Source organism: Bradyrhizobium sp. 44, from assembly GCF_023073095.1.
Lineage (GTDB): Bacteria > Pseudomonadota > Alphaproteobacteria > Rhizobiales > Xanthobacteraceae > Bradyrhizobium.
Window position 1 is genome coordinate 741,282 of sequence record NZ_JADPIY010000014.1, and the last position, 26,771, is coordinate 768,052.

The 26,771-nt window shown below is 64.3% G+C and carries 30 protein-coding genes and 1 pseudogene; 22 read left to right on the forward strand and 9 right to left on the reverse strand.

What is annotated here, in order from left to right; genetic code table 11:
- Nucleotides 1-78 precede the first annotated feature (78 nt).
- Genes IVB41_RS14370 through IVB41_RS14380 form a run of 3 tightly spaced genes read left to right on the forward strand, consistent with a single transcriptional unit; the run spans nt 79 to nt 3,624 of the window.
- Nucleotides 79-1,119: a branched-chain amino acid ABC transporter permease gene (locus IVB41_RS14370; RefSeq protein WP_247432052.1), complete on the forward strand. Its 1,041-nt coding sequence runs from the start codon at nt 79-81 to the stop codon at nt 1,117-1,119.
- A 7-nt stretch (nt 1,120-1,126) separates the two neighbouring features.
- Nucleotides 1,127-2,896: an ABC transporter permease subunit gene (locus IVB41_RS14375; protein WP_247432056.1), complete on the forward strand. Its 1,770-nt coding sequence runs from the start codon at nt 1,127-1,129 to the stop codon at nt 2,894-2,896.
- A complete protein-coding gene (locus IVB41_RS14380) occupies nt 2,893-3,624 on the forward strand; it encodes an ABC transporter ATP-binding protein (protein ID WP_247432059.1) in 732 nt (243 codons plus the stop codon). The genes IVB41_RS14375 and IVB41_RS14380 overlap by 4 nt, the downstream gene beginning before the upstream one ends.
- 131 nt (nt 3,625-3,755) lie before the next feature.
- Here the strand turns inward: IVB41_RS14380 and IVB41_RS14385 are convergent, their stop codons facing one another.
- On the reverse strand, nt 3,756-4,391 hold the full coding sequence (locus IVB41_RS14385; protein ID WP_027570158.1) for a pyridoxamine 5'-phosphate oxidase family protein: 636 nt from the start codon (nt 4,389-4,391) through the stop codon (nt 3,756-3,758).
- 119 nt (nt 4,392-4,510) lie between these two features.
- Here IVB41_RS14385 and IVB41_RS14390 point away from each other — a divergent pair, with 119 nt between their 5' ends.
- Nucleotides 4,511-5,395: a LysR family transcriptional regulator gene (locus tag IVB41_RS14390; RefSeq protein WP_247406190.1), complete on the forward strand. Its 885-nt coding sequence runs from the start codon at nt 4,511-4,513 to the stop codon at nt 5,393-5,395.
- A 5-nt stretch (nt 5,396-5,400) separates the two neighbouring features.
- Here IVB41_RS14390 and IVB41_RS14395 read toward each other — a convergent pair whose 3' ends face one another.
- Nucleotides 5,401-5,820 (reverse strand): PaaI family thioesterase, encoded by a 420-nt coding sequence (locus IVB41_RS14395; RefSeq protein WP_007599679.1) that lies wholly within the window; start codon nt 5,818-5,820, stop codon nt 5,401-5,403.
- A 237-nt stretch (nt 5,821-6,057) separates the two neighbouring features.
- On the reverse strand, nt 6,058-7,227 hold the full coding sequence (gene pobA, locus IVB41_RS14400; RefSeq protein WP_247432062.1) for a 4-hydroxybenzoate 3-monooxygenase: 1,170 nt from the start codon (nt 7,225-7,227) through the stop codon (nt 6,058-6,060).
- A 214-nt stretch (nt 7,228-7,441) separates the two neighbouring features.
- On the opposite strand from pobA, the gene IVB41_RS14405 reads away from it, so the two are divergent.
- The 11 genes and pseudogenes from IVB41_RS14405 (at nt 7,442) to IVB41_RS14455 (ending at nt 16,887) form a co-directional block, all read left to right on the forward strand.
- Complete coding sequence (locus IVB41_RS14405) at nt 7,442-8,458, forward strand: TRAP transporter substrate-binding protein (RefSeq protein ID WP_247432869.1); 1,017 nt, start codon at nt 7,442-7,444, stop codon at nt 8,456-8,458.
- A 126-nt stretch (nt 8,459-8,584) separates the two neighbouring features.
- Nucleotides 8,585-9,094 carry a TRAP transporter small permease gene (locus tag IVB41_RS14410; RefSeq protein WP_007599673.1) on the forward strand — a complete coding sequence of 170 codons (510 nt, stop codon included), beginning with the start codon at nt 8,585-8,587 and terminating at the stop codon, nt 9,092-9,094.
- A 2-nt stretch (nt 9,095-9,096) separates the two neighbouring features.
- On the forward strand, nt 9,097-10,416 hold the full coding sequence (locus IVB41_RS14415) for a TRAP transporter large permease (protein ID WP_027515392.1): 1,320 nt from the start codon (nt 9,097-9,099) through the stop codon (nt 10,414-10,416).
- A gap of 11 nt (nt 10,417-10,427) precedes the next feature.
- Nucleotides 10,428-10,889: a DUF3237 domain-containing protein gene (locus IVB41_RS14420; RefSeq protein WP_027570154.1), complete on the forward strand. Its 462-nt coding sequence runs from the start codon at nt 10,428-10,430 to the stop codon at nt 10,887-10,889.
- 66 nt (nt 10,890-10,955) lie between these two features.
- Nucleotides 10,956-11,251, forward strand: a pseudogene (locus tag IVB41_RS14425) (type II toxin-antitoxin system RelE/ParE family toxin).
- A gap of 3 nt (nt 11,252-11,254) precedes the next feature.
- Nucleotides 11,255-11,554, forward strand: coding sequence for an addiction module antidote protein (locus tag IVB41_RS14430; RefSeq protein WP_007605286.1), 300 nt, complete (start codon nt 11,255-11,257; stop codon nt 11,552-11,554).
- Nucleotides 11,555-11,735: 181 nt separating this feature from the next.
- On the forward strand, nt 11,736-12,545 hold the full coding sequence (locus tag IVB41_RS14435; protein WP_247283469.1) for a crotonase/enoyl-CoA hydratase family protein: 810 nt from the start codon (nt 11,736-11,738) through the stop codon (nt 12,543-12,545).
- Nucleotides 12,542-14,428 carry a feruloyl-CoA synthase gene (locus IVB41_RS14440; RefSeq protein ID WP_247432065.1) on the forward strand — a complete coding sequence of 629 codons (1,887 nt, stop codon included), beginning with the start codon at nt 12,542-12,544 and terminating at the stop codon, nt 14,426-14,428. Before IVB41_RS14435 ends, IVB41_RS14440 begins: the two co-directional genes overlap by 4 nt.
- Before the next feature lie 25 nt (nt 14,429-14,453).
- The gene (locus IVB41_RS14445) at nt 14,454-15,215 is read left to right on the forward strand and encodes an SDR family NAD(P)-dependent oxidoreductase (RefSeq protein WP_027570150.1); all 762 of its coding nucleotides are present in this window, start codon (nt 14,454-14,456) and stop codon (nt 15,213-15,215) included.
- A 10-nt stretch (nt 15,216-15,225) separates the two neighbouring features.
- Nucleotides 15,226-15,657: a thioesterase family protein gene (locus IVB41_RS14450; RefSeq protein WP_247283456.1), complete on the forward strand. Its 432-nt coding sequence runs from the start codon at nt 15,226-15,228 to the stop codon at nt 15,655-15,657.
- A gap of 78 nt (nt 15,658-15,735) precedes the next feature.
- Entirely contained in the window at nt 15,736-16,887 is a 1,152-nt protein-coding gene (locus IVB41_RS14455; protein WP_027570148.1) for an ABC transporter substrate-binding protein, read from the forward strand.
- A gap of 216 nt (nt 16,888-17,103) precedes the next feature.
- Here the strand turns inward: IVB41_RS14455 and IVB41_RS14460 are convergent, their stop codons facing one another.
- Nucleotides 17,104-17,832 (reverse strand): glutathione S-transferase family protein, encoded by a 729-nt coding sequence (locus tag IVB41_RS14460; protein WP_027570147.1) that lies wholly within the window; start codon nt 17,830-17,832, stop codon nt 17,104-17,106.
- Between the two features lie 38 nt (nt 17,833-17,870).
- The gene (locus IVB41_RS14465; RefSeq protein ID WP_247362858.1) at nt 17,871-18,176 is read right to left on the reverse strand and encodes a hypothetical protein; all 306 of its coding nucleotides are present in this window, start codon (nt 18,174-18,176) and stop codon (nt 17,871-17,873) included.
- 112 nt (nt 18,177-18,288) lie between these two features.
- On the opposite strand from IVB41_RS14465, the gene IVB41_RS14470 reads away from it, so the two are divergent.
- A complete protein-coding gene (locus IVB41_RS14470) occupies nt 18,289-18,987 on the forward strand; it encodes a YafY family protein (protein ID WP_027570145.1) in 699 nt (232 codons plus the stop codon).
- A gap of 13 nt (nt 18,988-19,000) precedes the next feature.
- Nucleotides 19,001-19,324 carry a YkgJ family cysteine cluster protein gene (locus tag IVB41_RS14475; RefSeq protein WP_247362860.1) on the forward strand — a complete coding sequence of 108 codons (324 nt, stop codon included), beginning with the start codon at nt 19,001-19,003 and terminating at the stop codon, nt 19,322-19,324.
- Here IVB41_RS14475 and IVB41_RS14480 read toward each other — a convergent pair.
- Both IVB41_RS14480 and IVB41_RS14485 read right to left on the reverse strand, forming a co-directional pair.
- Nucleotides 19,321-19,719 (reverse strand): hypothetical protein, encoded by a 399-nt coding sequence (locus tag IVB41_RS14480; RefSeq protein WP_007599645.1) that lies wholly within the window; start codon nt 19,717-19,719, stop codon nt 19,321-19,323. The genes IVB41_RS14475 and IVB41_RS14480 overlap by 4 nt on opposite strands.
- A 276-nt stretch (nt 19,720-19,995) precedes the next feature.
- The gene (locus IVB41_RS14485) at nt 19,996-20,343 is read right to left on the reverse strand and encodes a DUF3307 domain-containing protein (RefSeq protein ID WP_018458457.1); all 348 of its coding nucleotides are present in this window, start codon (nt 20,341-20,343) and stop codon (nt 19,996-19,998) included.
- Between the two features lie 402 nt (nt 20,344-20,745).
- Between IVB41_RS14485 and IVB41_RS14490 the strand changes: the two genes are divergently transcribed.
- The 4 genes from IVB41_RS14490 to IVB41_RS14505 all read left to right on the forward strand — a co-directional run bounded on the left by IVB41_RS14490 (nt 20,746) and on the right by IVB41_RS14505 (nt 24,570).
- Nucleotides 20,746-22,191 carry a TAXI family TRAP transporter solute-binding subunit gene (locus IVB41_RS14490; RefSeq protein ID WP_027570142.1) on the forward strand — a complete coding sequence of 482 codons (1,446 nt, stop codon included), beginning with the start codon at nt 20,746-20,748 and terminating at the stop codon, nt 22,189-22,191.
- Between the two features lie 122 nt (nt 22,192-22,313).
- The gene (locus tag IVB41_RS14495; RefSeq protein ID WP_247432067.1) at nt 22,314-22,532 is read left to right on the forward strand and encodes a hypothetical protein; all 219 of its coding nucleotides are present in this window, start codon (nt 22,314-22,316) and stop codon (nt 22,530-22,532) included.
- A 112-nt stretch (nt 22,533-22,644) separates the two neighbouring features.
- A complete protein-coding gene (locus IVB41_RS14500) occupies nt 22,645-23,754 on the forward strand; it encodes a cyclic nucleotide-gated ion channel (protein WP_027570141.1) in 1,110 nt (369 codons plus the stop codon).
- 30 nt (nt 23,755-23,784) lie between these two features.
- Complete coding sequence (locus IVB41_RS14505; protein ID WP_247432071.1) at nt 23,785-24,570, forward strand: enoyl-CoA hydratase/isomerase family protein; 786 nt, start codon at nt 23,785-23,787, stop codon at nt 24,568-24,570.
- Here IVB41_RS14505 and IVB41_RS14510 read toward each other — a convergent pair whose 3' ends face one another.
- Together IVB41_RS14510 and IVB41_RS14515 are read right to left on the reverse strand one after the other, a co-directional pair.
- The gene (locus IVB41_RS14510) at nt 24,571-25,005 is read right to left on the reverse strand and encodes a DUF6157 family protein (protein ID WP_247432073.1); all 435 of its coding nucleotides are present in this window, start codon (nt 25,003-25,005) and stop codon (nt 24,571-24,573) included.
- A gap of 17 nt (nt 25,006-25,022) precedes the next feature.
- Nucleotides 25,023-25,667: a glutathione S-transferase family protein gene (locus tag IVB41_RS14515; protein ID WP_247432076.1), complete on the reverse strand. Its 645-nt coding sequence runs from the start codon at nt 25,665-25,667 to the stop codon at nt 25,023-25,025.
- An 83-nt stretch (nt 25,668-25,750) separates the two neighbouring features.
- Between IVB41_RS14515 and IVB41_RS14520 the strand changes: the two genes are divergently transcribed.
- Entirely contained in the window at nt 25,751-26,770 is a 1,020-nt protein-coding gene (locus IVB41_RS14520) for a YafY family protein (RefSeq protein WP_247432872.1), read from the forward strand.
- The last annotated feature ends 1 nt before the right edge of the window (nt 26,771 follow it).

Consider the following 26,771-nt stretch of genomic DNA (forward strand, 5'->3'; position numbering starts at 1 on the left):
GCTGTTCAATGGCTGTGAGCGGACCGTCCACCACAATCAGGGGACCGGTCCTGAATCTTTGAGGGGGAGCGTCCGGTCTTGAATACCACCATCATGCTGTTCCTGCTGCAGGACGGCATCACCAATGGCGCGATCTATGCGCTGCTCGGCCTGGCGCTGGTGCTGGTGTTCGTCGTCACCCGCGTCATCCTCATTCCCCAAGGCGAATTCGTCACCTATGGCGCGCTGACCTACGCCTCGCTGGCCGCGGGCCAGATGCCGGGCACGGCCAAACTCGCGCTCGCCCTCGGCATTGGCGCCTTCGCGTTCGACCTGTTCGCCGCGCGCAAGGCGCTGCACGGACGCCTGGTGCTGCGCAGCATCCTCACCAACATCGTGCTGCCGGCCATCGTGCTGGCGCTGACCGTCTACTACGCCGCCCAGAAGCCGCCGGTTGCGGTCTGCATCGCGCTGTCGCTGGTGATCGTGGCGATGATCGGCCTGTTTCTCTACCGCATCGCATTCCAGCCGCTGGCGCACACCTCCGTGCTGGTGCTGCTGATCGCCTCGGTGGGCGTCCACCTGGCGCTTCAGGGCTTGGGCCTTTTGTTCTTCGGCGCCGAAGGCCAGCGCGGACCTGCCGTGCTGTCGGGATCTTTCACCACCGGCGCGCTGCGCTTCACAGGCCAGAGCATCACGGTCTACGGCATCACCATCGCCTTCATCGTCGGGCTGTGGCTGTTCTTCGGGCTGACACTTTACGGCAAGGCGCTGCGCGCGACCGCCGTGAACCGGCTCGGTGCCCGGCTCGTCGGCATCCGCACCACGCTATCCGGGCAGATCGCCTTCCTGCTGGCGTCCGTCATCGGTGCACTGTCCGGGATCATGATCGTGCCGATCACGACGCTCTATTACGACTCGGGCTTCCTGATCGGCCTGAAGGGCTTTGTCGCCGCCATCATCGGCGGGCTTGTCAGCTATCCCCTCACCGCGGTCGCGGCGCTGGTCGTCGGCATCGTCGAGGCGTTCTCGTCCTTTTATGCCTCCAACTACAAGGAGGTGATCGTTTTCATGCTCTTGATTCCCGTGCTGCTGCTGCGCTCGCTCGCGGCGCCTGCAGTCGAGGAAGAGAAGGACTGACGCCAAGATGCAGAGCCGGCTCCCCATCCTCATCTTCGCGCTGATCATGGCGGCGATCCCGTTCGTTCCTGGCATGCCCCCGTTCTGGATCGTGCTGCTGGACAATGTCGGCCTCACCGCCCTGGTCGCGATGGGCCTCGTGCTGCTGACCGGCGTCGGCGGCCTGACCTCGTTCGGACAAGCGGCCTTCGTCGGCTTCGGCGCCTACACCACCGCGGTGCTGTCGACGACCTACGGCATGTCGCCCTGGCTGACGCTGCCGCTGTCGCTGGTGGTCAGCGGATTGTTGGCGGTGCTGCTCGGCCTCGTCACGGTCCGTCTGTCCGGCCATTATCTGCCGCTCGGCACGTTGGCCTGGGGACTCGGCTTGTTCTATCTCTTCAGCAAGCTGGAGTTTTTGGGAAGAAACGACGGCATCTCGGCGATCCCACCGCTGTCGATCGGCTCGTTCAAAATGCTCTCGCCCGGTTCGATCTACTACGCGATCTGGGTTGCCGTAATCCTCTCGGCGCTGCTCACGATGAACCTGCTGGACTCCCGTACCGGCCGCGCCATCCGCGCGCTCCGGCGCGGCCATGTCGCGGCCGAGGCGTTCGGCGTGCACACGCCGCGGGCGAAAATGCTGGTGTTCATCCATGCCGCCGTGCTTGCCGGCCTCTCCGGCTGGCTCTACGCCCATCTTCAACGCGCGGTGAATCCGACGCCGTTCGGCGCGCAGGCGGGCATCGAATATCTCTTCATCGCCGTGGTCGGCGGCGCCGGCTATGTCTGGGGCGGCGTCCTCGGTGCGGCGCTCGTCGTGGTCCTGAAGGAAGTGCTGCAGAGCTACCTGCCGCTGATCCTGCCCGGCTCCGGCCAGGTCGAGACCATCGTGTTCGGCATCATGCTGGTGGCGCTGCTCCAGCTCGCACCCGGCGGCGTCTGGCCCTGGCTGATGTCGTTCCTGCCCCAGCGTACCAGTGGCAAGAAGCCGGACACTTCGCTGAAACTGGAGCAGCGCACCCGCTCGCCCGGCCAATCCAGCGTCCTGCTTCAGGTCGAGAAGGCGCGGAAGCAATTCGGCGGCGTGGTCGCGGTGAACAACGTCTCCTTCGACGTTCAGGCTCGCGAGATCGTCGCGCTGATCGGCCCCAACGGCGCCGGCAAGAGCACCACCTTCAACCTGATCACCGGCGTGCTGTCGGCCAGCTCGGGCTCGATCTCCGTGCTCGGCAACAAGGTGGACAGGGCGCCGCCGCAGGAGATCGTCAAGCTCGGCATCTCCCGCACCTTCCAGCACGTCAAGCTGGTGCCTGACATGACCGTGCTGGAAAACGTCGCAATCGGCGCGCATCTGCGCGGCCATTCGGGGCCGATTTCCTCAATGCTGCGGCTCGACCGCACTGATGAGGCAAAGCTGCTCGCCGAAGCCGCCCGCCAGATCGAGCGGGTCGGACTGGGCGAGCAGATGCGTCAGCTCGCAGGCTCGCTGTCGCTGGGACAACAACGGATCGTCGAGATCGCCCGCGCGCTGTGCGTCGATCCGATGCTGCTGCTGCTCGACGAGCCGGCGGCCGGCCTGCGCCACATGGAGAAGCAGCAGCTCGCGACGTTGCTGCGGGAGCTGCGCGACGGCGGCATGAGCGTCTTGCTGGTCGAGCACGACATGGGCTTCGTCATGAACCTCGCCGACCGCATCGTGGTGCTCGATTTCGGCACCAAGATCGCGGAAGGAACGCCGGCCACGATCAAGACCAATCCCGAAGTGATCAAGGCCTATCTCGGAGTGGCGGCATGAGCGCGCTGTTGTCCGTCGCCGACGCCCATGTCGCCTATGGCAAGGTCGAGGCCGTGCGCTCTGTCTCGCTCGAAGTCGGCCAGAACCAGATCGTCACCATCGTCGGCGCCAACGGTGCCGGCAAGACCACGCTGCTGTCCGCCATCATCGGCATTTTGCCGCTGAAGGGGCGCGTTTCATTCGCAGGTCAGGATCTGTCGCGGCTCGACATCGAGGACCGCGTCGCCATGGGGCTTGGCCTCGTTCCCGAGCACCGCGAATTGTTCGTGACCATGAATGTCGAGGACAATCTCGAGTTAGGAGCCTTCCGCATCGAGAGAAGCAAGGCGAAAGCCTCGATGGAGCGGGTTTACACGCTGTTTCCGCGGCTCAAGGAGCGGCGCAAGCAGCTCGCCGGCACGCTCTCCGGCGGCGAGCAGCAGATGCTTGCGATGGGCCGCGCGCTGATGGGCGAGCCCAAGCTCCTGATGCTGGACGAGCCGAGCCTCGGCCTCGCCCCGATCATCGTCGCCGACATTTTCCGCATCGTCACCGAGTTGCGTGCCGCCGGCGTCTCCGTGCTGCTGGTCGAGCAGAACGCGCAGGCCGCGCTCAAGATCGCGGATCAAGCTTACGTCATGGAGCTCGGCGAGATCGTGCTCAGCGGCAAGGCCAGCGACATCGCGGCGAATGAACGCGTCGCCGCCAGCTATCTCGGCTTCCAGCACGAAGGCGCGAGTGTGTTGTAAGTGCGCCGTGAACTCCTCTTCCCTTCTCCCCTTGCGGGAGAAGGTGGCGCGAAGCGCCGGATGAGGGGTATCCATCCAAACGGAAACCGCTTCATTCGCGGAGAGGGACCCCTCATCCCGCGCAAGTCGCTCTAGCTTTCATTGGATGGTGAGTTCGCCTCCCCCTTCAGCGCCGCGACCTCCGCCTCCAGCTCCGCTATCTTCGTATCCCTCGCCGCCAGCGCCGCTGCCACATCGCCAGCGTCGAACTTCTGCGGGATGTGCTGCGGGCAGTTCGTATCCCACGCTTCGATCTTGAACAGGATCACCTGCTCCGGGCGCGCCCGATAGCCTTTCGGCATCAGCGATGTCGTCAGCGCCTCGTCATCCTCGACCACGCGGGCCTCGCCCCAGATCTTCACTCGACGGCGATGGGTGTAGTCCATCACGAAGATGTAGGCCTTGGGATTTTCAGACAGGTTTCCCTGCGTGATGTATTGCCGATTGCCGGCGTAGTCCGCGAACGCGAGCGTCTGCTTGTCCAGCACCTTCAAAAAGCCCTTCGGGCCGCCGCGATGCTGAATGTAGGGCTGGCCGTCGGCAGAGGCCGTGGCGAGATAAAAGCTGTTGGCGTCGGCCAGGAACGCCGCGAGGTTCTCATCGACCTCGGTGCGCCAGCCGCGCTGCTCGGCATGCGCATAGCCTTCGCGTGATCCCTTTCGGGTCTGGATCGACTTCACCGCCGGCGTGAATGCCACGTCGCTGGCGTAGGTGTGAGTTGCCGTCATCGACCATCTCCCGAAATCCCGGCGCGTCCTTGCGTCTTCGCCAGCTAAAGTGGACTTTTCGCAGGCTAAAACAATCAGCCGGCTTGACACTTCATCATTGCGTTATATGCAATAATGCCATGGACCGCCTTGAAGCCATGCATGTTTTCGTCACCGTCGCCGATTTGCGCGGCTTCGCGCCAGCGGCACGAAAGCTGCGGCTGTCCCCCTCGGCGGTGACGCGGCTGATCGCGGCTCTGGAGGAGCATCTCGGGGCGCGGCTGTTGCAGCGGACCACCCGTCAGGTGACCCTGACCGACGTCGGCACGCGCTATCTCGAGCGCGCGCGTCGCATCCTCGCCGATGTCGAGGAGGCCGACGGCTCGGCACGGGAGGAGCGCAGCCGGCCGAGCGGGCGGCTGGTAGTGGCGGCGCCGGTCGGCTTCGGCCGGCTCCATGTCGGCCCTGTCATGATCGCCTACCTCAAACGCTATCCCGAGGTCGCCTGCGAATTGCGGCTGTCGGACAACCTCGTCAATCTCGTGGAAGATGCCGTCGACGTCGCGGTGCGGATCGGCCATCTCGCCGACTCCTCGCTCGTCGCGCGCCAGGTCGGCGAGATGCGGCGGATCGTGGTGGCGACGCCAGGCTATCTCAAGCGCCATGGCGAGCCGAAGACGCCGGAGGTACTGCTTACGCACCAGACCATCGCGTTCGGTCCATCCGCGAACTGGCGCTTCGTACAGAACGGCCACGACATCGAGGTGGCGCCGAATCCACGGTTCGCCAGCAACAGCGCCGACGCCGCCCTGCAATATGCCGAGGCCGGCGGCGGCGTGACCCGAGTGCTGGCCTATCAGGCCGCCGAAGGCTTGCGGCGCGGGCGGCTCAAGATCGTATTGGCGAACTACGAGCAGCCGGCGCTGCCAATCCACATCGTCTACCCGACCTCGCGCCTGCTCTCCGCGAAGGTGCGCGCCTTCGTCGATCTCGTGGTGGAGACCGCGGAGTGGAAATTTGGGTGACGCCCTCACCCCTTCTTCGGCACGACGCGAAAGGTGCCGCTGGCGCGCGCGATCACGGCGCCGTCGGCCTTCGCGAGGCACTGCGCGAAGCAGATCGTGCTGCCGGTCTTGATCGCCTCACCCTCGACTGCCAGCCATTGGCCGATCTCGCCGGCGCCGACATAGTCGACCGACAGCGAGATCGTGACCAACGAGGTGGTCCAGCCCGTCGCCTGCGCGCAGCTGTAGCCCATGGCGGCATCGGCCAGCGCCGCGATCAGGCCGCCATGGATCAGCCCGCGCGCGTTGGTGTGCGGTGTTGCCAGCCGCAATCCCACGGTGACGCCGTTGTCGGTCTTCCTGGAGTAAAGCGGCTCCCAGGGATCGGTGAGCGGGGCTTTGCGAAAGTGCGGCTCGAAGCCGGCGGGGATGTCGGTGCTGGTCATGTCCATCTCGCGTTGGTGGCTGCCGCCATTGAACGCGAGGGACGTGACGGTTGCATCACCTACAAAGTTTTAAACGACATTTGCGCGGGCGTTTGAAATGGACGGCGGCGTCGCCTCACCAGGACTGTCATCACCCGCGAAAGCGGGTGATCCAGTATTCCAGAGACGGCGACGTGATACGGAGAGGCCGCGGCGTACTGGATGCCCCGCCTTCGCGGGGGCATGACAGTGACCGTCCTAAAACGGCAGCCCCACGTAATTCTCCGACAGCGACGTCATCGCGGCCTGCGACTGCGTGACGTAGTCGAGCTCGGCGAGCTGGATGCGCGCGCCGATGGTGCCGGTGTCGGGGAATTTGTGCAGCATCGAGGTCATCCACCAGGAGAAGCGCACGGCCTTCCAGACCCGCGCCAGTGCCTTCGCCGAATAGGCATCAATGCCGGCGCTGGATTTTTCGTCGTAGAACTCGCGAAATGCGCTCGACAGATAATGCGCGTCGCTGGCCGCCAGGTTCAGCCCCTTGGCGCCGGTCGGCGGCACGATATGGGCGGCGTCACCGCACAGGAACATCCTGCCGAAGCGCAGCGGCTCGGCGACGAAGCTGCGCAGCGGCGCAATGCTCTTCTCGATCGAGGGGCCCGTGATCAGGCTGTCGGCGGCGTCCTGGCCGAGCCGGCGCCTGAGCTCGTCCCAGAAACGGTCGTCCGGCCATTGGTCGACATGGTCATCGAGCGCGCACTGCACATAGTAGCGGCTGCGTCTGGTCGAACGCATGGTGCACAGCGCAAAGCCGCGGGCGTGGTTGGAATAGATCAGCTCGTGGCTGACCGGTGGCGTCTCGGAGAGGATGCCGAGCCAGCCGAACGGGTAGATGCGCTCGAACTCCTCGATCGCCGAAGCCGGAACGCTGGCGCGGCTGACGCCATGAAAGCCGTCGCAGCCGGCGATGAAATCACAATCGATCGTGTGGGTGACGCCATCCTTCACGTAGGTTACGCGCGGGTGACTGCCGTCGAAATCATGCGGCTGCACGTCTCTGGCCTCGTAGACTGAGGTGAGACCGGCGGCCGCGCGTGCATTCATCAGGTCGAGCGTGACCTCGGTCTGGCCGTAGATCATGACCGTCTTGCCGGTCGAAGCCTTCATGTCGATGCGGTGCCGGCGCCCCGAGAAGGCGAGTTCGATCCCTTCATGCACCAGACCTTCGGCATGCGCCCGCGCGCCGGCGCCGATCTGGTCGAGCAGCGCGACGGTCCCCTCTTCCAGGAGACCTGCACGGATGCGGCCGAGCACATAGTCCGGGCTCTGCCGCTCGAGAATGACATTGTCGATGCCGTAACCGTGCAGCAGTTGCCCAAGCAACAATCCCGCCGGCCCTGCCCCGATGATTGCGACTTTTGTCCGCAATACTTGCTCCTCCCGATCCTGTAGGCTTTCGGCGCGGCTCGCTTGTCGCAGCCGTCCGCGCACGATAATTATATCATATAACGGTTGGGCAAAAGGGAGTGCGCGGCGGCACGCCGCGCCAGTTCCGGCTTGAACGCGCCGGCCAATTAGATAACATGTTAATTAACGAGACCGGGCCATCGAAGCCCGCCGTCAAAAGAGGGAGAGACACGTGATGAGGAAAGCCTGTCTGGCGTTGCTGCTGGCAGCAAGCGTGAGCCCTGCGCTCGCGCAGGACAAGACCTTCGATTTGAAGATCTCGCACTGGGTGCCGGCGTCGCATCCGCTGCAGAAATCGCTCGAGGACTGGGCCGCCGCGGTCGAGAAGGATTCCGGCGGCACCATCAAGGGCAAGGTGTTTCCGGCCCAGCAGATGGGCAAGGCCTTCGACCATTACGACATGGCGCGCGACGGCATCGCCGACGTCACCTATGTCAATCCCGGCTACCAACCGGGCCGTTTCCCGATCATCGGCGCCGGCGAATTGCCGTTCCTGATCTCGGATGCCAAGGGCGGCTCGATGGGGCTCGACGCCTGGTACCGCAAATACGCCGAAAAGGAGATGAAGGACGTCAAATACTGCCTCGCCTTCGTCCACTCACCCTCCTCGTTCCATTCCAAGACCAAGAAGATCGTGATGCCGGAGGACGTGAAGGGCCTGAAGATCCGGCCCGCCCACGCCACCATGGCGAACTTCGTCACCTCGCTCGGCGGCACCAATGTGCAGTCCTCCGCGCCCGAAGTGCGCGACATCATCGAGCGCGGCGTCGCCGACGGCGTCACCTTCCCATGGGGCTCCCTCGTGCTGTTCGGCATCGACAAGGTGACAAAGTACGACATGGAGGCGCCGCTCTACACCACGACCTTCGTGTTCGTCATGAACAAGGACAAGTACAATGCGATGTCCGACAAGCAGAAGGCCGCGATCGACAAGAATTGCACGGTCGAGATGGCCGGTGTGGTCGGCGAGCACTGGGGCAAGTTCGAGGATGCCGGCATCGACAAGGTCAAGGCGGAGACCGGTCACGAGGTCTACAAGCTGACACCCGAGCAGACCGCCGCCTGGAAGAAGGCCGCCGAGCCCCTGGTGAAAACCTGGAGCGACGGCGCCAAGAAGGCCGGCGCGGACCCGGACGCGGCGCTTAGCGAGCTGAAAGCCTCGCTGAAGAAGTACAACGCGCTGGCGGAGTAGCTCTTCGTCGAAACACATGCGGCGGCGGGATGCATCTCGCCGCCGTTGTTCTGCAAGCGGGCCGAGACGCGAGGAGCGCGTCCTCTCCCTCTCCCGCCTGAGGATCACATCTCCTAGGAAGCTCACATGAAGCGCAGCTGGATGGATCGCGTTATCGATTCGATCGAATGGATCGCAGCGGCCTTCGTCGGCATTGTCGCGCTCGACATCTTCCTGTCGGTGCTGCTGCGCAACACGCTGAACTATGCGATCCCCGACAGCTTCGACATCGGTCGCATGCTGCTCGGCATCCTGATCTTCTGGGGTATCGCCGCCACCTCCTATCGCGGCACCCACATCACGGTCGATTTGGTCTGGGGCAATGTCGGGCCGCGCTACCAGCGCTGGATCGACGTGTTCGCGACCCTGGTGCTGCTGTTCGTCGTGACGGTGCAGACCTGGACGCTGTTCGACAAGGTCCGCGGCACCTACAACGACAACGTCCAGACCTTCGACATGCATATGCCGACCTGGCCGTTCTTCGCGATCGCCTGGATCGGCGACGTCTCGGCAGTGCTGTTGATCGCGATCCGCACCTACCGGTTGATCTTCCATCCCGAAGAAATGCACGACCCCAAGCTGAAGGCGACGGAGTAATCATGAGCACCGATGCCGTCGCCGTAATCGGCTTCGTTTCCCTGTTCGCCCTGATGCTGCTGCGCGTGCCGGTCGGCATGGCCATGGGCCTTGTCGGCGTCTCCGGCTTCTCCTATCTCGTCGGCGCCACGCCGGCGCTGAAGCTGGTCGGCCAGACTTCGATGCGCACGGTGACCGACTACACCTTCGGCGTCATTCCGATGTTCTTGCTGATGGGCTCCTTCGTCAGCAATTCCGGCATGAGCCGCGAGCTGTTCCGCGCCGCCAACGGCTTTGTCGGCCATTTGCGCGGCGGACTCGGCATCGCTACCGTCGGCGCCTGCGGCGGCTTTGCCGCGATCTGCGGCTCCTCTGTCGCGACCGCAGCGACTTTCTCCGCGGTCGCTTATCCCGAGATGCGACGTTTCGGCTATCCGCAGTCGTTTGCCACCGGCGTGATCGCGGCCGGCGGCACGCTGGGCGCGATGCTGCCGCCCTCCACCGTGCTCGCCGTCTACGGCATCATCACCGAGCAGGACATCGGCAAGCTCTTCATCGCCGGCATCATTCCGGGCATCCTGGCGATGACAATGTACATGATCACGATCTTCCTGATCGGCTATTTCCGGCCGGACTTTCTGCCCAAGGGCAAGGTGCTGCCGTGGCGCGAGCGCTTCGCCGGCCTGAAGGACATCTGGGCGCCGGTGCTGCTGTTCGTGTTCGTGATCGGCGGCCTCTACGGCCTGCCCTATTTGCCGCGCTTCACGCCGACGGAAGCCGGCGGCGTCGGCGCTGCCGGCGCCTTCATCATCGGCGTGGCGACCGGCCGCCTCGACCGCGAGAAGATTCTGGCCTCGCTGCTGCAGGCGACGCGCACGGCGGCCGCCGTGTTCACCGTGCTGATCGGCGCCTTGATCTTCGGGTACTTCCTCACGGTGACGCAGACCCCGCAGAAGGTGACGGAATTCCTCACCGGCCTCGGCCTCGGCCCCTACGGCGTGTTGGCGCTGATCATGGTGATGTATCTCGTGCTCGGCTGCCTGATGGACGCCATGGCGATGATCATCCTCACCGTGCCGATCATCTTCCCCGTGATCATGCATCTCGGTTTCGACCCGATCTGGTTCGGCGTCATCATCGTCATGACGGTCGAGCTCGGCCTGATCCATCCGCCGGTGGGCATGAACGTCTTTGTCATCAAAAGCGTGGTGAAGGACGTCTCCTTCTCCACGATCTTCAGGGGCGTGATCCCGTTCGTTGCAACAGACCTCGTGCGCCTGGTGATCCTGATCGCCTTCCCGCTGCTGGCGACGTGGCTGCCGACGCGGATGATGGCCCATTGAGGGGTGAATCGATGACCACGCCGACGCTGGAAACCAAATACGTCTTCACCGTCACCGCACGCATCGGCGACGTCGTCACCGCCGGCGAGACCGGCATCGGAATTCGCCGCATCATTCCGATCATCGGCGGCGAGGTGACGGGCGCGATCACCGGCAAGGTGCTGCCGTTCGGCGCGGACTTCCAGACCATCCGCCCGAATGAGCTGATCGATCTCGAGGCCAAGTACGCCTTCGAAACCGACGACGGCGCCATTGTCTATGTCGAGAACAAGGGCATGCGCTTCGGCCCGGTCGAACTGTTGCAAAAGCTCAAGCGCGGCGAGCCGGTCGACCCGAAGCAGATCTATTTCCGCACCGTGCCGAAGTTCGAGACCGGGCATGAGAAATATCGCTGGCTGATGGAGCACATTTTTGTCGGTTCAGCAGCGCGGCATGCGGATCGCGTGGTGATCGACGTGCATCAGGTGATGTGAACGCGTCGCGCCGCAAGGGCCGGCTAGTTCATTGACATGTCGGCATCTGTAGCGTATACGCTACAGATACCGACAATCAAGAGAACCGACGAATTCTCTGACTGGCTTAGAAACCTGCGAGACCGGAGAGCGAAGGCAAAATCCTCGCCCGGATCGATCGGCTGGCGCTCGGCAATCCCGGAGACGTTGCTGCGGTCGGAGGCGGCATCAGCGAAATGAGAGTCCATGAGGGCGCCGGATACCGGATCTACTGCGTTGCCCGAGGCGAGGAGATCATCGTCCTTCTTTGCGGTGGCGATAAAGGCTCTCAGCCGGGGGACATAGCGTTGGCAAAGAAGATCGCGAGCGAATTGGAGGTCTGAGCAATGGCAAAAGTGAAATCATTCGATGCTGCGGAGTACCTCGACAGCCCCGAGATGATTGCGGCCTATCTCACCGAAGCCTTTGAATCTGACGATCCGTCCGCAATAACGATGGCAATCGGTGCCGTAGCCCGTTCTCAGGGCATGGGCGCCATTGCCGAAAAGGCCGGTCTATCCCGTGAGAACTTGTATCGCTCGCTTGGCGGCGAGGCCAAACCCGAATTCGGCACTGTGATAAAAGTTCTCCACGCCATGGGGATCAATCTTGTGGCGCAACCTCAAAGTGGAACGAAGGCGGCGTAGCGACCGGATCGCATCGGCGTCCGTAATATCGATCCCAATCTTGCGCATCGGGCATTCGGGTACGGGCGCTGCACCCGGACTGTCGTCCCTTTTCCGGACTATGCATCGGCTTCTCCGCTGTCAGCCGTATTGACTCCCCCTGAATTCGTTATACAACATAACTATTCTGACAAGGACGCAAATGACACAGGGAAACGCCGAGACCGCTGACGCGGGCGCCTCCGGGCTTTTGAGGATCGAGCGGGCGGACCGGGTTTTGACCGTCGGCCTGAATCGGCCGGCCAAGCGCAATGCGCTCAACGACGGCATCATCCTGGAAATCGGCGAGTGTTTTGCGTCCCTGCCCGAGGATATCGGCGCGGTCGTCATCCACGGCATCGGCGATCATTTTTCCAGCGGTCTCGATCTCTCCGAACTGACCGACCACGACGCCACCGGCGGCCTTCTCCATTCCCAGATGTGGCACCGGGTGTTCGACCGCATCCAGTACAGCCGGGTGCCCGTGATCGCGGCACTCAGGGGGGCCGTGATCGGCGGCGGGCTGGAGCTCGCATGTGCGGCGCATATCCGTGTCGCCGAACCCTCGACCTATTTCGCGCTGCCGGAGGGGCAGCGCGGCATCTTCGTCGGTGGCGGCGGTTCGGTGCGCCTGCCGCGGCTAATCGGCGTCGCCAGGATGATGGACATGATGCTGACCGGCCGCGTTTATTCCGCGACCGAAGGCACCTCCTACGGCTTTGCGCAATATGTCACGGAAGCCGGCAACGGACTCGGCAAGGCGATGGAGCTTGCGACCAAGGTCGCCTCCAACGCGCCGCTGACCAACTTCGCCGTGCTCCAGGCGCTACCGATGATCGCGGAGGCCAATCCGCAGACCGGCCTGTTGATGGAATCGCTGATGGCGACGGTGGCGCAGAGCGACAAGGAAGCCAAGCGCAGAATCCGCGAGTTCCTCGAACACAAGACCGCAAAGGTGAAGCCGAAATCATGAACGCGCAGCCGTCGTCCTCTTCCAGCATGGAGCGCGGCGCGAGCACTTCCCCGCTGCGGCCCATTTCGTTCGGCGATCCGGTCGTGAATATCGAGCGGCGCGACGACGGCACGATTTACCTGCGGCCCAAACAGCCGCTCGGAGACTATCCGGCTCGCATCACCGACCGCCTGCATCACTGGGCGAGCGCGACCCCCGATCGCGTGTTCATGGCCGAGCGCGAAGGCGGCCGCGGCTGGCGCAAGATCAGCTACGCCGAGCTGCTCGCCGCGAGCCGGCACATTGCCTCAGGACTCATTGCGCGCGGGTTGTCGGCGGAGCGGCCGGTCGTCATCCTCTCCGGCAATTCTATCGACCATGCATTGCTGGCGTTCGGAGCGTTCTATGCCGGCATTCCGTTCTGCCCGGTGTCGCCGGCCTATTCGCTGGTGTCGAAGGATTACGGCAAGCTCTCCTACTTGGTGAAGCTGCTGACGCCCGGCCTCGTCTTCGCCGAGGACGCCGACAAGTTCGCCGACGCCCTCGCGGCCAACGTCTCGCTCGGCACCGAGATCGCCGCGTCCTACGGCCATGTGCCGGGCCGCGACGTCACCTTGCTCGCCGACCTCATGGCAACGCCGATCCGCGGCGATCTGGACGAGGTCCACGGCAGGATCGGCCCCGACACCATCGCGAAATTCCTGCTGACGTCGGGCTCGACCGGCAACCCCAAGGCAGTCGTCAACACCCAGCGCATGATCTGCGCCAACCAGGTGATGCTGCGCGAGACGCTCGCCTTCCTCAAGGACGAGCCGCCCGTCATCATCGACTGGCTGCCCTGGAATCACACTTTTGGCGGCAACCACAATATCGGGTTGACGCTCTACAATGGCGGCTCGATGTATCTCGACGCCGGCAAGCCGGTGCCTGGAGGCATCGAGGAGACCGTGCGCAATCTCCAGGAGATATCGCCGACGGTCTATTTCAACGTCCCCAAGGGCTACGAGTCGCTGCTGCCTTATCTGCGCGACGACCAGGGCCTGCGCGCAAAATTCTTCGACCGGCTGCACGCAATGTTCTTCTCGGGCGCGGCCCTGTCGCCGTTCGTCTGGAACAGCCTCGACGAGCTCGCGGTGAAGGAAAAAGGCTACCGCGTGCCGATGCTGACCGGCCTCGGTGCAACCGAGACCGCGCCGTTCTTCATGTCGGTCAACCCGCGCACCAGCCGCTCCGGCCATGTCGGGCTTCCCGTATCCGGCAACGACGCCAAGCTGGTGCCGAACAACGGCAAGATGGAAGTTCGTTGCAAGGGGCCGAACGTGATGCCCGGCTACTGGCGCCAGCCCGACATCACCGCAAGTTCGTTCGACGAAGAAGGCTTCTACAAGCTCGGCGATGCACTCAAGCCCGTCGATCCCGATGATCTCAATGCCGGCTTCGATTTCGACGGCCGCATCGGCGAGGATTTCAAGCTCGGCAGCGGCACCTGGGTCAGTGTCGGCCCGTTGCGCGCGCGCTTCGTTGCGGCCTGCGCACCGCTGGTGCGCGACGTCGTCATCGCCGGCATCAATCGTGACGAGGTCTCCGCGCTCGTCGTGCTCGATCTCGACGGCTGCCGGCTGATCAACCCGACGCTGCCGACCGACGATCTCGTCGTCGCGACCCGCGACCGGCTGGTGCGCGAGGCATTTCGCGAACGGCTGACCCGCTTTCTCGGCGCGGCCACGGGATCCTCGACGCGGATCACGCGCGCGATCCTCATGGACACGCCGCTCTCGATCGACAAGGGCGAGGTCACCGACAAGGGCTCGATCAACCAGCGCGCGGTGCTCGAGCATCGCAGCCTGCTGATCGAGGAGCTCTACGCTGCCAATCCATCGGACCGTGTGATATCGGTCGGCTAAGAAATATCGCACCAGGGAGAACGCCATGTTGTTGAAGGATCAGGCTGTCATCGTCACCGGCGGCGCGTCGGGACTTGGTGCGGCGACCGCGCGAAAGCTGGCTGGCCAGGGCGCCAAGGTCGCGGTGTTTGATCTCAATGCCAAGCTCGCCGAGACTGTCGCCGCCGAGATCAAGGGCGTGGCTGTGGCTTGCGACGTCTCCGATGCCGCGTCCGCGGAAGCTGCGATCGCGCAGGCGACCAAAGCCCATGGACCCGCGCGCGTGCTGGTCAATTGCGCTGGCATCGGCGTTGCCAAGCGCGTCGTCGGCCGCGACGGCCCGATGGCGCTCGCCGATTTCGACAAGGTGATCAAGGTCAACCTGATCGGCACCTTCAACATGCTGCGTCTCGCCGCAAACGAGATGTCCAAGCTCGAGCCGCAGGCCACCGGCGAGCGCGGCGTCATCATCAACACGGCGTCCGTTGCCGCTTATGACGGCCAGATCGGGCAATCGGCCTATTCGGCCTCGAAGGGCGGCATCGTCGGCATGACGCTGCCGATCGCGCGCGAGCTGGCGCAGTTCGGCGTCCGCGTGCTGACGATTGCGCCCGGCCTGTTCCTCACGCCGCTGCTCGCCAACCTGCCGCAGGAAGCCCAGGACTCACTCGCCGCCGCAATCCCGTTCCCGCGCCGGCTCGGCCACGCCGACGAGTTCGCGGCGCTCGCCCTGCACATGGTCGAGAATTCCTACCTCAACGGCGAAGTGGTACGCCTCGACGGCTCGCTGCGCATGGCGCCGAAATAGGGCGCGGCATATGTTCGTGAACCGGCGCGACGTCCAGATCCAGTGGGGTGACTGCGACCCCGCCAACATCGTCTATTACCCGCGCTATTTCGCGATGTTCGACGATTCGACGTCGACCCTGTTCGAAGTCGCCGGCTTCTCCAAGCAGGACCTGGTCAAGAAATACGGCCTGGTCGGCATTCCCATGGTCGATACGCGCGCCAAGTTCTACATCCCCTCGACTTATGGCGACTGGATCACCATCGAAACGAAGGTCGAGAGCATCAAGCGCTCGAGTTTCGAGGTAAAGCACAGCGTCTTCAAGGGCGAGGCGCTTGCGATCGAGGGTTTCGAGACCCGTGTCCTGGTCGGGCGCGACCCCGTTAACCCCGACAAACTGAAATCGGCACCGTTTCCTGCGGAAATGGTAGCCAAATTCACGGGGAGCGAGACCCGGAGCTAAATCGCCACATCACCAAAAGAGGGGGCTGAATTACCCCCCGATTTCTGCTTTCAAAGAAACACATAAAGGGAGGAATAGATGAAACGCTTTTACCTGACCGCCGCCGTCACCGCGGCCGCGCTTGCGCTGCCGGCCGTGCCCGCGCTGGCTCAGACCGCCGAGGTCACCATCGGCATCACCACCACCACGACCGGCCCGGGCGCAGCGCTGGGCATTCCCGAGCGCAATGCGCTGGAGTTCGTGCCGAAGGAGATCGGCGGTGTGCCGCTGAAGGTGATCGTGCTCGACGACGGTGGCGATCCCACCACCGCGACCACCAACGCACGCCGCTTCGTGACCGAATCCAAGGCCGACATCATCATGGGCTCGGCGCTGACGCCGCCGACCATCGCCGTGTCCAACGTCGCCAACGAAGCCGGCATTCCGCATTTCGGCCTGGCGCCGTTCCCGATCACGCCGGAGCGCATGAAGTGGTCGGTGGCGATGCCGCAGCCGATCCCGATCGTGGGCAAGGTGCTGTACGACCACATGAAGGCCAAGGGCGTGAAGACCGTCGGCTATATCGGCTATTCCGACTCCTATGGCGACCTCTGGTTCAACGATTTGAAGGCGCAGGCCGTGCCGATGGGCATAACCATCGCCGACGAGGAGCGCTTCGCTCGCCCCGACACGTCGGTGACCGGACAGGTGCTGAAGCTCGTGGCAGCGAATCCCGATGCCATTCTGGTCGGCGCTTCCGGCACCGCGGCCGCGCTGCCGCAGACCGAGCTGCGCGAGCGTGGCTATCAGGGCCTGATCTACCAGACCCATGGCGCCGCCAGCATGGACTTCATCCGCATCGCCGGCAAAGCGGCGGAAGGCGTGCTGATGGCCTCTGGTCCCGTCATGGATCCCGAGGACCAGCCGGACGAAGCTGCCACCAAGAAGCCGGGCCTCGCGCTCAACTCGGCCTATGAAGCCAAGTACGGCCCGAACAGCCGCAGCCAGTTCGCCGGTCACTCTTACGATGCGTTCGAGATTCTCAAGCGCATCATCCCGGCGGCACTCAAGACGGCGAAGCCCGGCACGCCGGAATTCCGCGAAGCGATCCGCCAGGCGCTGCTGTCGGAGAAGGAGCTTGCGGCGAGCCAGGGTGTCTACAATTTCACCGAGAAGGACCGCTACGGCCTCGACGAGCGCTCGCGCATCCTGCTCACGGTGAAGAACGGCAAGTACTCGCTGGTGAAGTAGACGCGGCGAAAACTAGAGACGACAGAGCCGGCCCGATGGGCCGGCTCTTTTTGTTTTGGCTGTATGAGCGAGCCGCACCTCCGGTGTCGCCCCCTCTCCCGCTTGCGGGAGAGGGTTGGGGTGAGGGTGCCTCCGCATTGGGATTGTCTGACGTCTACCGGCAAAGCCCCCAGAGGAGATAGCCCTCACCCGCCACGCCCTGCGGACGCGCTGTCGTCAAGCTGCCTGCCGCAGCGGGGTCCAGGCGAACTCCGGATAGTAAGTGTCCATCATCCGGTCGACATAAGCGGTGAGGTTCGAAAATCCTTCGGCGCGACGGCGCAGGGCGGATTCGAAGAACGGCGTCAGGATCCCGGCGAGTGCACCGAAGGCGGTGGCATCGACGCCGCAGGGTTTGTTGCCCATCAGATAGGACTTGTCACCAAGCTGCACCGAGAGCGCAAACAGCGAGCGCACGGCGAGATCGACGTCGTCATCGGGCGCGTGCCGTCCGAGCCCGGAGAGCAAATAGTTCTCGGCGACACGGAATTGCGCGTCCTCGCGCAACTTCTCGCGGTTGTGCTCCGGCGCGCCGTCGAAGAAATGCGCAGGCCCCTTGGCGAAGTTGACGGGGTCGACCCAGCGCGCCCCGACCAGCGCAAAATAAACGTGATGCTCGATCATGCGCTCGAACGCCCAAGCCTGTGCGCGCTCGGCAAGAGACAGCCCGGCGTCGAAATCGAAGCCGTAGCGGCGCTCGATATGGGCGCGGATGAAGGTGGAATCGGCCACCGCCTCGCCGCCATCGTCGATGAAAGGCAGCTGCCCCTTGGGAGAGGCGGGCGGCATCGCCCGCTCCTTGCGGTAAGGCAATCCCGCCATCTTGAGCTGCACCTCCGTTTTGGTGACGAAGGGGCTGATTTCCGGCAGGCCGAAGCCGGTGCCAAAGCCGTAAAGCGTGATCATGAAGGCTCTCCTGAAACCACCGAAAGAGTTGAGGGAACTTAACCGCGGGCTGCTGCCACCATGGTGGCAGCAGCCGTGATATCTTCTGCGAAACGGGCCCCTCGCCAGGCGCGGGCCATGACATGACGGACCAGCGCGTCCGCGGCCTGGACCAGGAAGCGAGCCACCATGGTCGCGAGCGCAAGGCGGAGGTCGACGACCATGAGATCAAGGGATACGAGGCGGCCGAACGCCCATGCATACCAAGCCCGGAGTTGCAAACGCAGGACTTGCAAAGGCTGGACCTGTAGAGGCTGGGTCCGCCACAGCGCAGCGGCCGGGCCGAAATGAGTTGGAATGATCATGGACAAATCCTCTTCAGTCGACGTGTTGACCCGGTATAGAACTCCCCTGCTGCCAACATCCTGTCAGCAGCCGCGCGCCACCATCTGAAAAACCACCGACAAGAGACCCGTCATGAGACGCGCCGACCGGCTGTTTCAAATCATCCAGGTGCTGAGGCGCACGCGTAAGCCGCTGACGGCGGACGCCATCGCGGCCGAGCTCGAGACCTCGAAGCGCACGATCTATCGCGACATCGCCACGCTGATCGGCCAGCGCGTGCCCATCCGCGGTGAAGCCGGCATGGGCTACATCCTGGAAAAGGGTTTTGACCTGCCGCCTTTGATGCTGACACCCGACGAGATCGAGGCGGCGGTGCTGGGCGCGCAATGGGTCGCCGGCCATGCCGATCCCGCGCTGGCGCGCGCGGCTGAAGATCTGATGGCCAAGATCGCCGACACTGTCCCGGAGCGCCTGCGTCCCTTCGTGCTGGAGCCGGCAAGCCGGGCCCGGCCGAGCTGGAACAGGGAGCCCGACCGCCTGGACATGGCGCGCACACGCACCCAGATCCACGAAGGCAAGAAGATCATGCTGCGCTATCGCGACGAGCAGGGCCGCGCCAGCGAGCGCATGATCTGGCCGATTTCGATCGGCTATCTCGAAGCCGTGCGCCTGCTCGCGGCCTGGTGCGAGCTGCGCGGAGACTTCCGCAGCTTCCGCACCGACCGCGTGGTCGACGCGACCTATCCCGATGAGAGATATCCTGAAAGGCGCGACGTGCTGCGCGCAAAATGGCGGCAGAGCCTGGTCTGGGGCCCGCCCAAGGATACGTGAAGGACACGTGACGATGGACGAGAACGCCCACATCGACCTGTCGAGCTGCTGCCAGAGTTGCGGCGCCTGCTGCGGCTATTCGGCGAACTGGCCGCGCTTCTCGATCGAGAGCGACGAGGAGCTCGCCGCGATTCCCGAAGCGCTCGTCAACGACCGTCAATCCGGCATGCGCTGCGAAGGCGATCGCTGTTCGGCGCTGCAGGGAGAGATCGGACAAGCGACCGCGTGCGGCATCTACGCAGTGCGGCCGGACGTGTGCCGCACGTGCATGCCGGGCGACGCCGAATGCGCGATGGCGCGACGGAAATTCGGGCTGCCAATGATCGCGAGCGTTTAGGCCGGGACGGCTTCGCTGATCTCGTCGTCGATCTCGTCGTCCAGCGGCGCGAGCACCGAGAGCGGCTTGGTCGACAGCGTGATCGGCTTGCGCCCACCGGACAGCGACGGCGAGGATTTCGCCGCGCCTTCGCGCGCAAGCGCGTAGAGCGTCGAACCGACACGGCCGCCGTTCTCGATCAGGTCGCGCTCGTTGCAGCTGCCTGCGATCGCGACCGCCAGCGAATGCAGATGGCTTCGGCGATAGCAGAACAGCGCCAGCCTGGCGCGCGCGTCAGGGGAAACACTTTCAACCAGCCTCGGCAGGCCACTCTCGCTGGCGCGGTACATCTCGCCAAGGAGTTCGTCGCGGACCGGGCACGAATCGCCTTCAAAGGTATCGCGGCTTGAAAACATTGCAGTTCTCCCTCGTCTGGGAAGATGCAGTGCAATTCTCTAATGAAAGGTTAACCACGCTGCCCGGTAGTCACCCGGGGTGCTTGCGCGTGGGCCGCGAATCAATGGGCTGGAAAGGGTTTTCTCTGTGGCCATCCTTCGAGACACCCGCCTTCGGCGGGCCCTCAGGATGAGGTCTGCTTCTGCTGAAAGATTCTCAGTCCTCGTGGCGAGGAGGCGCGAAGCGCTGTCTCGAACCATGCAGGCCCGCCAGCCACTCCAGACGGCCGCCAGCGCTCAGTTCGCCGCCATGAAGATGGAGAGGCCGAAGCCGGTCAGATGGTGCAGGGCCTGGTCGACACCGATCAAGGTCCAGAACCAGGGATGCGCAAGATCGACACCGAAATTGGCCGAGACGAGCCCCTTGGCGCGGTCGATCGTGATGTGGATCACGAAGTCGATCAGCGCCACAAACCAGAATTTCGGCGCCACGATCAGGATGAGCGGCAGCGCAACCGCAAGGTGAACCAGGCAGTGCACCAGGAGCGGCAGGGCCCAGCCGTGCTTCTGGTCCTTGCCATGCGCCATCCAGGCGGTCTGGAGGACGAAATCGGCGATGATGTGCTTGAACGTCAGCAGCAACATCCAACCAATGAGGGCTTCGACCGGAACCGCCGATGACAGGGGTGGAAACGACAAGGCGCCCTCGTTGACGTGGCAAGAAGAGTTGGAGCGTTCAGCGCAATCTCTTCCTGGACCGGTCAAATCGCCGGGACCTGCGATTTATGACACCTCCCGCGGCGGAATGCAGCCGGGGGGAACCGGAAAATCGCCAACTGTGGCTAACTGGTGATAGGATGACCAATCGCCGCGGCCGGGTTGAGTAAGGTTACCTTCGGCTCGGAATTTGCATTCCGCGGCCTGCGCGCTATCATTGCCGGCAGAGAATATCGTTCTTTTTTCAGACGTTTACGAATTACAGGGCGACCGCAGCGATCGCATCCGCGATGCCGCCCGCCACCGGAAGCATAAGGCCAGAGTGCTGCCATGAGTACTGAGGGCCCGACCTCATCGCCGATCGAGCCACCGCCCCGGCGACCCAAGGTGATCAAGACCAATCAGCAGCAGGTCTTCCTCTACGTCGTGCTGACCCTGCTGTTGTCGCTTGCCACCGTCTGGGGCGGCCGCATGCTGGTGCACAGTTCGGAAACGCTGACCTTTGCCGTCGGCGCCCCTAACAGCGACGAGGCGCTGTTCGCAGCCAAGCTCGCCGCCGTCCTGAAGAACAACGCCTCGCGCTTCCGGATCAAGATCGTCAACAACGCCGACAACGCCAAGGCGATCGCCCAGTTCGATCGCAAGCAGGCTGACCTCGCGGTGCTGCGCACCGACGCCAAGGTGCCGCTGCGGGCGCGCACGCTCGCGATCCTCGAGCACGATCTCGTGCTGCTGCTCGGGCCGGGAAACAAGAAGATCAAGTCGCTCGCCGAACTGAAGAAGAAGAAGGTCGCCGTCCTCGCCGACAACGAATCATCGCTCGCCTTCGTCCGCGGCATCCTCGACATTCCCGACGGCGCGGACGCGGCGAGGATCCAGATGGCGCCACCGGGCGCAACGCTCGACAAGCTGTTCGCGCCGGCAAGCGGCTTTGGCGCGGTCGTCGCCATCGTCCACGCCTCGAGGGCGGTGCGGGACAAGGCGTATGAGCAGGTCGCCAGGCGCGGCGGCTTCACGCTGAATGCGATTGACGAGGCGAAAGCGCTGGCGCGCAGGATCCCCGGCATTTCCAGCGAGACGCTGACGGCGGGCACGCTGTCTGCATCACCGGAAATTCCCGACGACGATCTCGACACGATCGGGCTCGAATGGTTGCTGGTCGCCCAATCCCGGATGTCGCCGACGGCGGCCGGGGAGCTCGCGCGCAGCGTCTACGAGAACAAGTCCGCGCTCGGGCTCGACAGTGGCTTTGCCAGCAGAATCGAACCCGCCTCCGTCGAGAAGGACGCCTTCGTGATGGCGCATCAAGGGGCGGCCGACTACATCAACGACGACACCAAGTCGTTCATGGATAAGTACAGCGACCTGATGTATCTGGCCGCTGCCGCGCTCAGCGTCATCGGCTCGATCTTCGCCGCGATCTACGCCAAGATCACCCGGATCGCGCCGGAGAAGGCCAGCGAGCTTTCCACCGCCATCCTCGACATCGGCGAGCGGATTGAACACGCGCATTCGCTCGACCAGCTCGAATGTCTCCAGGACGAGCTGGAAGGCATCTTGCGCGGCGCGGTCATCGGCTTGCGAGACGGCACGATCAGTACCGACGGGCTCGATACCTTCAAGCTCGGCTACGAATTCGTCCGCGACGAGATCGGCATGCGCCGCGACTACCTCAAGCGCCATGCGGGCGAGGGCGAGAAGGCCGCTCAGGATGCGGCCCCTCCCCATCACGACGAGAGCAATGTCGTGGTGGTGAAGACAGCTCAGAGTGCCTGACCTATCGATTTGAGGATCTGCGGTGACGCCTTGCCGGCACGTCCGCGAAGGACCGGGGGACCTCGTCCGGGAACCGTCCCTGTCCACAACCGTTTGTTCTCGGATCAACCGGAGACCGCGCCATGCGTGCACTCCTCATCATCTTCCTGCTGGGAATGTTGGCCGCGGTTGGCTATTTCGCTTACTCCGCGATGGCGGTCGAGGGCGAGCCGATTCCGACGGACGGCTATGTGGCGCTGGCGCTGGGGGCCGGGTTTTCCGTTCTTGTCGGCATCGGCTTGATGGTGTTGCTGTTCTTCAGCAGCCGTCGCGGCTACGACGAACCGCCGCATTTCAAGTAGCGGCACGTGGCCCGCGGCCGCGCCCGTCGTTGACGGCCTCGACCCGGGCAGGCACTTTGGCACCGAGGTTCCAGCCGGGGACCGCAAAGACAAAACCGAGCCGCCTTTCCGCATGTCCAAGCCGCTGATCTCCGCTCTGGCCCAGTTCGCGGCCGCCACGGCCGGCCGCAACATGACCAGGGCGGCCTATGTGGCCGTCGGCGTCGGCGTGCTCGGCATGGTGCTGCTGACGGTCAACCCGGCCTATGAGGCGGCACATCGCTGGGTCGATGCCCTGCTTTGGACCTGCCTCGTCTACTTCGTGTTCGAATGGGTGGTCCGGCTGCGCCATATGGCGCGACAGGGGCGCCTCGCACTCTACATGTCCTCCTCCGCCGGGCTGGTCGACGCGGTCGGTGCGTTGGCCGTGCCGGCCGCGCTGATTCTCGGAATCGAGCCCAGGACGGCGTGGCTGCTCAGCGTGCTCTGGGTGCTGAAGGTGGTACCGGGCATTCCCGGCCTGCGGCAGCTCCGCCGCGTGCTGGTGCTCGAATCGGGGCCGCTGCTTAGCGTGCTCGTGATCTTCCTGATGGTGGTCTTCCTGGCCTCGGTCGCCGAATATTTCCTGGAGCGGGACGTGCAGCCGCAGACCTTCGGCAGCGTCCCCGCCGCGCTGTGGTGGGCCGTCGCAACCCTGACGACGACGGGTTATGGCGACGTCGTGCCGGTGACGCCGCTGGGCCGCATGGTGGCCGCGCTGGTGATGATCTCCGGCCTCGGTGTGTTCGGCCTCTGGACCGGTATTTTGGCGACCGGCTTTGCCGCGGAGACCCGGCGCGACAATTTCCTCAAGACCTGGGAATCCGTCAGCAAGGTGCCGTTCTTCGCGGCGCTCGGACCGGCGGCCATCGCCGACGTCACCCACATGCTGCGAACCATGGAGCTGCCGGCGCGCACCATGATCATCCGCAAGGGTGCGCAGGGCGATTGCATGTATTTCATCGCCGCGGGCGAGGTCGAGGTCGACCTGCCCGGCAAGAAGGTGCAGCTCGGCGATGGCGCCTTCTTCGGCGAGATGGCCTTGCTCGGCAACAATTTGCGCGGCGCCAATGTCTCGACCACCAAGGTGTCGCGGCTTCTCGTGCTCGACCTCGTCGACTTCCGCGTGCTGATGGCGCGGCATCCCGATCTCGCCGAAACCATCGATGCCGAGGCGAAGCGGCGCACGCTCGAAAACAAATAGATGGCGACAAGCAAATAAATGGAGACAAGAATGTCGGACATCACCGACGCAGCCACCGGCCCGGTGCTCGAACTCGTTGGCGCACGCGCCACCATCCGCCTCAACCGACCCAAACATCTCAACCGGCTCCAGGCCGAGGATCTCGGCGAGCTGGTCAAACTGTTCGATCGGGTCGAGGCCGATCCTGCTATCCGCGTGCTGGTGTTGACCGGCACCGGGCGCGCCTTCTCCGCGGGCTATGATCTCAACTCGGTTGCCGAGCGCGCGGTCAGTGCGAACGAGCAGCAGAGCGCGGGCTCCGCCTTTGAGGTAGTCGTCAACCGGCTGGAGGATCTCGGCGTCCCCACGATCTGCCGGCTCAACGGCGGCGTCTATGGCGGCGCGACCGATCTCGCGCTCGCCTGCGACTTCCGCATCGGCGTGGATACCGCCGAGATGTTCATGCCCGCGGCACGCCTCGGGCTGCATTACTACAGCAGCGGCATCAAGCGTTACGTGACACGGCTCGGCGTCGACAATGCAAAAAAGCTGTTCCTGACCGCGCAAAAGATCAGCGCGCCGGAGATGCTGCGGATCGGCTATCTGACCGATATGGTGGCGGTCGAGTTTCTGGACGAGGAGGTCGATAGGCTCGCCAACATCCTCGCCGGCAACGCGCCGCAGGCGATGCGCGGCATGAAGCGCGCGATCAACGAATTCGCCCGCGGCGAACTCGACGAGCAAGGCGCCGACCAGCGCCACCGTGACAGCATGCGCGGCGACGAGATCAAGGAAGGCATCAAGGCCTTCGCGGAGAAGCGGCCGCCAATTTTCTGATCACGCCCGCTTCGACCGCATCGCCCGCACCTGCGTGAGCTTCGGATCGCGGGCAAGCGCTTGGTAGCGTTTGCTCTCGATGGGATAGAGCGCGATCCGGCCCTTGCTATCGGCATGAACGCCCCAGCCGAAGCGCTTGCCCAGGCTCGACGCCCTCATGCACGCCTGCCCTCGGGAGAAGAACGCTTCACGGGCCGCCTGCTTCTCCGTTTCCGTTGCCTTCACGGCGAGTTCGCGTCCGGGCGCGGACGTCGCGAAGATCACGTCGTCGGACGTGTATTTGTAAGGCGCCTTCGCGATCATCCCGTATTGCAGGCACGCCACCGTCGGCTTTCCCGCGCGCAGCGGCGGCTCTTCGCCTGTGCGCGCAGGACAATCTTCAGCAACCTGGATGAAGGTGTTGAAGCAGTTGGTCGTGTGCATCGGCTTCGTCATCTTCAACCTTGGATCACTCAGCCCTGAAGCGCCGCGGCATGCTGCGTAGCCATCTCGGCGTCGGCCGCGTTGATGCGCTGGAACGCCGGCCGCGAGGTCATGCGTTCGGCATAGCGGACGAACACGTCCTTTTTCGGCACAATGCCGAACATCATCGTCCAGCTGAACGCGACGCCCCACAGCACATCCGCGGCCGTCATGCGCTCGCCGAGCAGATACGGTCCCTTCGACAGCTGCGCCTCGAGCGCGCCGAGCATGGCGTCGTAGTCGGCATAAGGCGATTGCGTGATCGGTGCCGGCTCGCGCTGCATGAACTTGTCGATCAGGGCCGGCTCGAACGAGGCGCCGTAATAGGCGATCCAGCGCAGATAGGGGCCGCGCAGCGGATCGTTCAGCGCGGGCGTCAGCCCTGCCTGCGGAAACAAATCGGCGAGATAGACGGTAATCGCGACCTGCTCGGTCACAAGCTGCCCGCTGTGGTGAATCGCCGGCACCTTGCCGAGCGGGTTGACGGCGAGATAGGCCGGCTGGCGCTGCTCGCCGGCCTTCATGTTGAGGACATGAAGATCATAGGGCGCCCCCAGTTCCTCAAGCAGCACCCGCGTGCCGGTGGCGCGGGTTTGCGGCGAATAATACAGCGTGATGCGGTTCGGATCGGTCATGGCGGGTCTCCATCTGGCCGGCTGGCGATGGCGTTATAGCGAACCATACCTGACATCCTGTGTCAGGTATGGTTAAAAGGATTATGCGCGCGAGCCGGATGCTGTCGATCCTCACCACCCTGCAGGCCAGGGGGCAGGTCACCGCGCCTGAGTTCGCGGAGGCCTGCGAAGTCTCGGTGCGCACGATCTACCGCGACATCGACGCGCTCGCGGCGTCCGGCGTCCCTGTCTATGCCGACCGCGGCGCGGAGGGCGGCTATCGCCTGCTCGATGGCTATCGCGTGCGGCTGAACGGTCTGTCGCAAAGCGAAGCGGAAGCGCTGTTCCTGGCGGGATTGCCGGGCCCGGCGGCAGCGTTCGGGCTGGATGCGGCGATGATCGCCGCACAGAACAAGCTGATGGCCGCGCTGCCCGCCAATTTGCGCGAAGACGCCGGACGGATGCAGGACCGTTTTCACCTCGACGCGCCGGGCTGGTTCGGCGAGGCGGAAGAACCCAAGCATCTGCGCACCATCGCTGCCGCGACCCTGCGCGGGACACTGATCAAGATCCGCTACCAGAGCTGGCGCGCCGAGAAGCAGCGTCGCGTCGCGCCGCTCGGTCTCGTGCTGAAAGGTGGCAGCTGGTATCTGGCAGGTCTGGTCGACGGCAGCGTGCGGACCTATCGCGTCGCGCGCGTGCTCGACTGCACGGCGCTCGACGATCGCTGTGAGCGGCCCGCCGGTTTCGATCTCGCCAACTATTGGCGGGACGCAACGCTGCGTCTCGAGGCCGAGATGCATCCCAATGTCGCGATCGTTCGGCTGTCGCCCTTCGGCGTGAAACTGCTCGACGCGCTGACCCAGCCTTACGTCAGGGCGCGCACGCAGCTCGAAGAGACCGCGGATGCAGACGGCTGGCGCATTGCCAGAGTGCCGACCGGCAAGACGTCATGGCATGCCGCCGCCGAATTGTTGCGGCTCGGGCCCGAGGCCGAAGTACTGGAGCCGGCCGATCTGCGCGAGAAGATGGCCGAGCTGACAGAAGCGATGGCCGTGCGCTATCGCGCGGCGCGGAAAGCAGGACGGCGGCGCAACGCACCGCGACCGACGAAACACTCCTGAA

Bases quoted from the DNA above. Each gene is read 5' to 3' on its own strand.
- IVB41_RS14375 (WP_247432056.1), top strand. From the start codon at position 1,127: ATGCAGAGCCGGCTCCCCATCCTCATCTTCGCGCTGATCATGGCGGCG.
- IVB41_RS14380 (WP_247432059.1), top strand. From the start codon at position 2,893: ATGAGCGCGCTGTTGTCCGTCGCCGACGCCCATGTCGCCTATGGCAAG.
- IVB41_RS14385 (WP_027570158.1), bottom strand. From the start codon at position 4,391: ATGACGGCAACTCACACCTACGCCAGCGACGTGGCATTCACGCCGGCG.
- IVB41_RS14390 (WP_247406190.1), top strand. From the start codon at position 4,511: ATGGACCGCCTTGAAGCCATGCATGTTTTCGTCACCGTCGCCGATTTG.
- IVB41_RS14395 (WP_007599679.1), bottom strand. From the start codon at position 5,820: ATGACCAGCACCGACATCCCCGCCGGCTTCGAGCCGCACTTTCGCAAA.
- IVB41_RS14405 (WP_247432869.1), top strand. From the start codon at position 7,442: ATGAGGAAAGCCTGTCTGGCGTTGCTGCTGGCAGCAAGCGTGAGCCCT.
- IVB41_RS14410 (WP_007599673.1), top strand. From the start codon at position 8,585: ATGAAGCGCAGCTGGATGGATCGCGTTATCGATTCGATCGAATGGATC.
- IVB41_RS14415 (WP_027515392.1), top strand. From the start codon at position 9,097: ATGAGCACCGATGCCGTCGCCGTAATCGGCTTCGTTTCCCTGTTCGCC.
- IVB41_RS14420 (WP_027570154.1), top strand. From the start codon at position 10,428: ATGACCACGCCGACGCTGGAAACCAAATACGTCTTCACCGTCACCGCA.
- IVB41_RS14430 (WP_007605286.1), top strand. From the start codon at position 11,255: ATGGCAAAAGTGAAATCATTCGATGCTGCGGAGTACCTCGACAGCCCC.
- IVB41_RS14435 (WP_247283469.1), top strand. From the start codon at position 11,736: ATGACACAGGGAAACGCCGAGACCGCTGACGCGGGCGCCTCCGGGCTT.
- IVB41_RS14440 (WP_247432065.1), top strand. From the start codon at position 12,542: ATGAACGCGCAGCCGTCGTCCTCTTCCAGCATGGAGCGCGGCGCGAGC.
- IVB41_RS14445 (WP_027570150.1), top strand. From the start codon at position 14,454: ATGTTGTTGAAGGATCAGGCTGTCATCGTCACCGGCGGCGCGTCGGGA.
- IVB41_RS14450 (WP_247283456.1), top strand. From the start codon at position 15,226: ATGTTCGTGAACCGGCGCGACGTCCAGATCCAGTGGGGTGACTGCGAC.
- IVB41_RS14455 (WP_027570148.1), top strand. From the start codon at position 15,736: ATGAAACGCTTTTACCTGACCGCCGCCGTCACCGCGGCCGCGCTTGCG.
- IVB41_RS14460 (WP_027570147.1), bottom strand. From the start codon at position 17,832: ATGATCACGCTTTACGGCTTTGGCACCGGCTTCGGCCTGCCGGAAATC.
- IVB41_RS14465 (WP_247362858.1), bottom strand. From the start codon at position 18,176: ATGATCATTCCAACTCATTTCGGCCCGGCCGCTGCGCTGTGGCGGACC.
- IVB41_RS14470 (WP_027570145.1), top strand. From the start codon at position 18,289: ATGAGACGCGCCGACCGGCTGTTTCAAATCATCCAGGTGCTGAGGCGC.
- IVB41_RS14475 (WP_247362860.1), top strand. From the start codon at position 19,001: ATGGACGAGAACGCCCACATCGACCTGTCGAGCTGCTGCCAGAGTTGC.
- IVB41_RS14480 (WP_007599645.1), bottom strand. From the start codon at position 19,719: ATGTTTTCAAGCCGCGATACCTTTGAAGGCGATTCGTGCCCGGTCCGC.
- IVB41_RS14485 (WP_018458457.1), bottom strand. From the start codon at position 20,343: ATGTTGCTGCTGACGTTCAAGCACATCATCGCCGATTTCGTCCTCCAG.
- IVB41_RS14490 (WP_027570142.1), top strand. From the start codon at position 20,746: ATGAGTACTGAGGGCCCGACCTCATCGCCGATCGAGCCACCGCCCCGG.
- IVB41_RS14495 (WP_247432067.1), top strand. From the start codon at position 22,314: ATGCGTGCACTCCTCATCATCTTCCTGCTGGGAATGTTGGCCGCGGTT.
- IVB41_RS14500 (WP_027570141.1), top strand. From the start codon at position 22,645: ATGTCCAAGCCGCTGATCTCCGCTCTGGCCCAGTTCGCGGCCGCCACG.
- IVB41_RS14505 (WP_247432071.1), top strand. From the start codon at position 23,785: ATGTCGGACATCACCGACGCAGCCACCGGCCCGGTGCTCGAACTCGTT.
- IVB41_RS14510 (WP_247432073.1), bottom strand. From the start codon at position 25,005: ATGACGAAGCCGATGCACACGACCAACTGCTTCAACACCTTCATCCAG.
- IVB41_RS14515 (WP_247432076.1), bottom strand. From the start codon at position 25,667: ATGACCGATCCGAACCGCATCACGCTGTATTATTCGCCGCAAACCCGC.
- IVB41_RS14520 (WP_247432872.1), top strand. From the start codon at position 25,751: ATGCGCGCGAGCCGGATGCTGTCGATCCTCACCACCCTGCAGGCCAGG.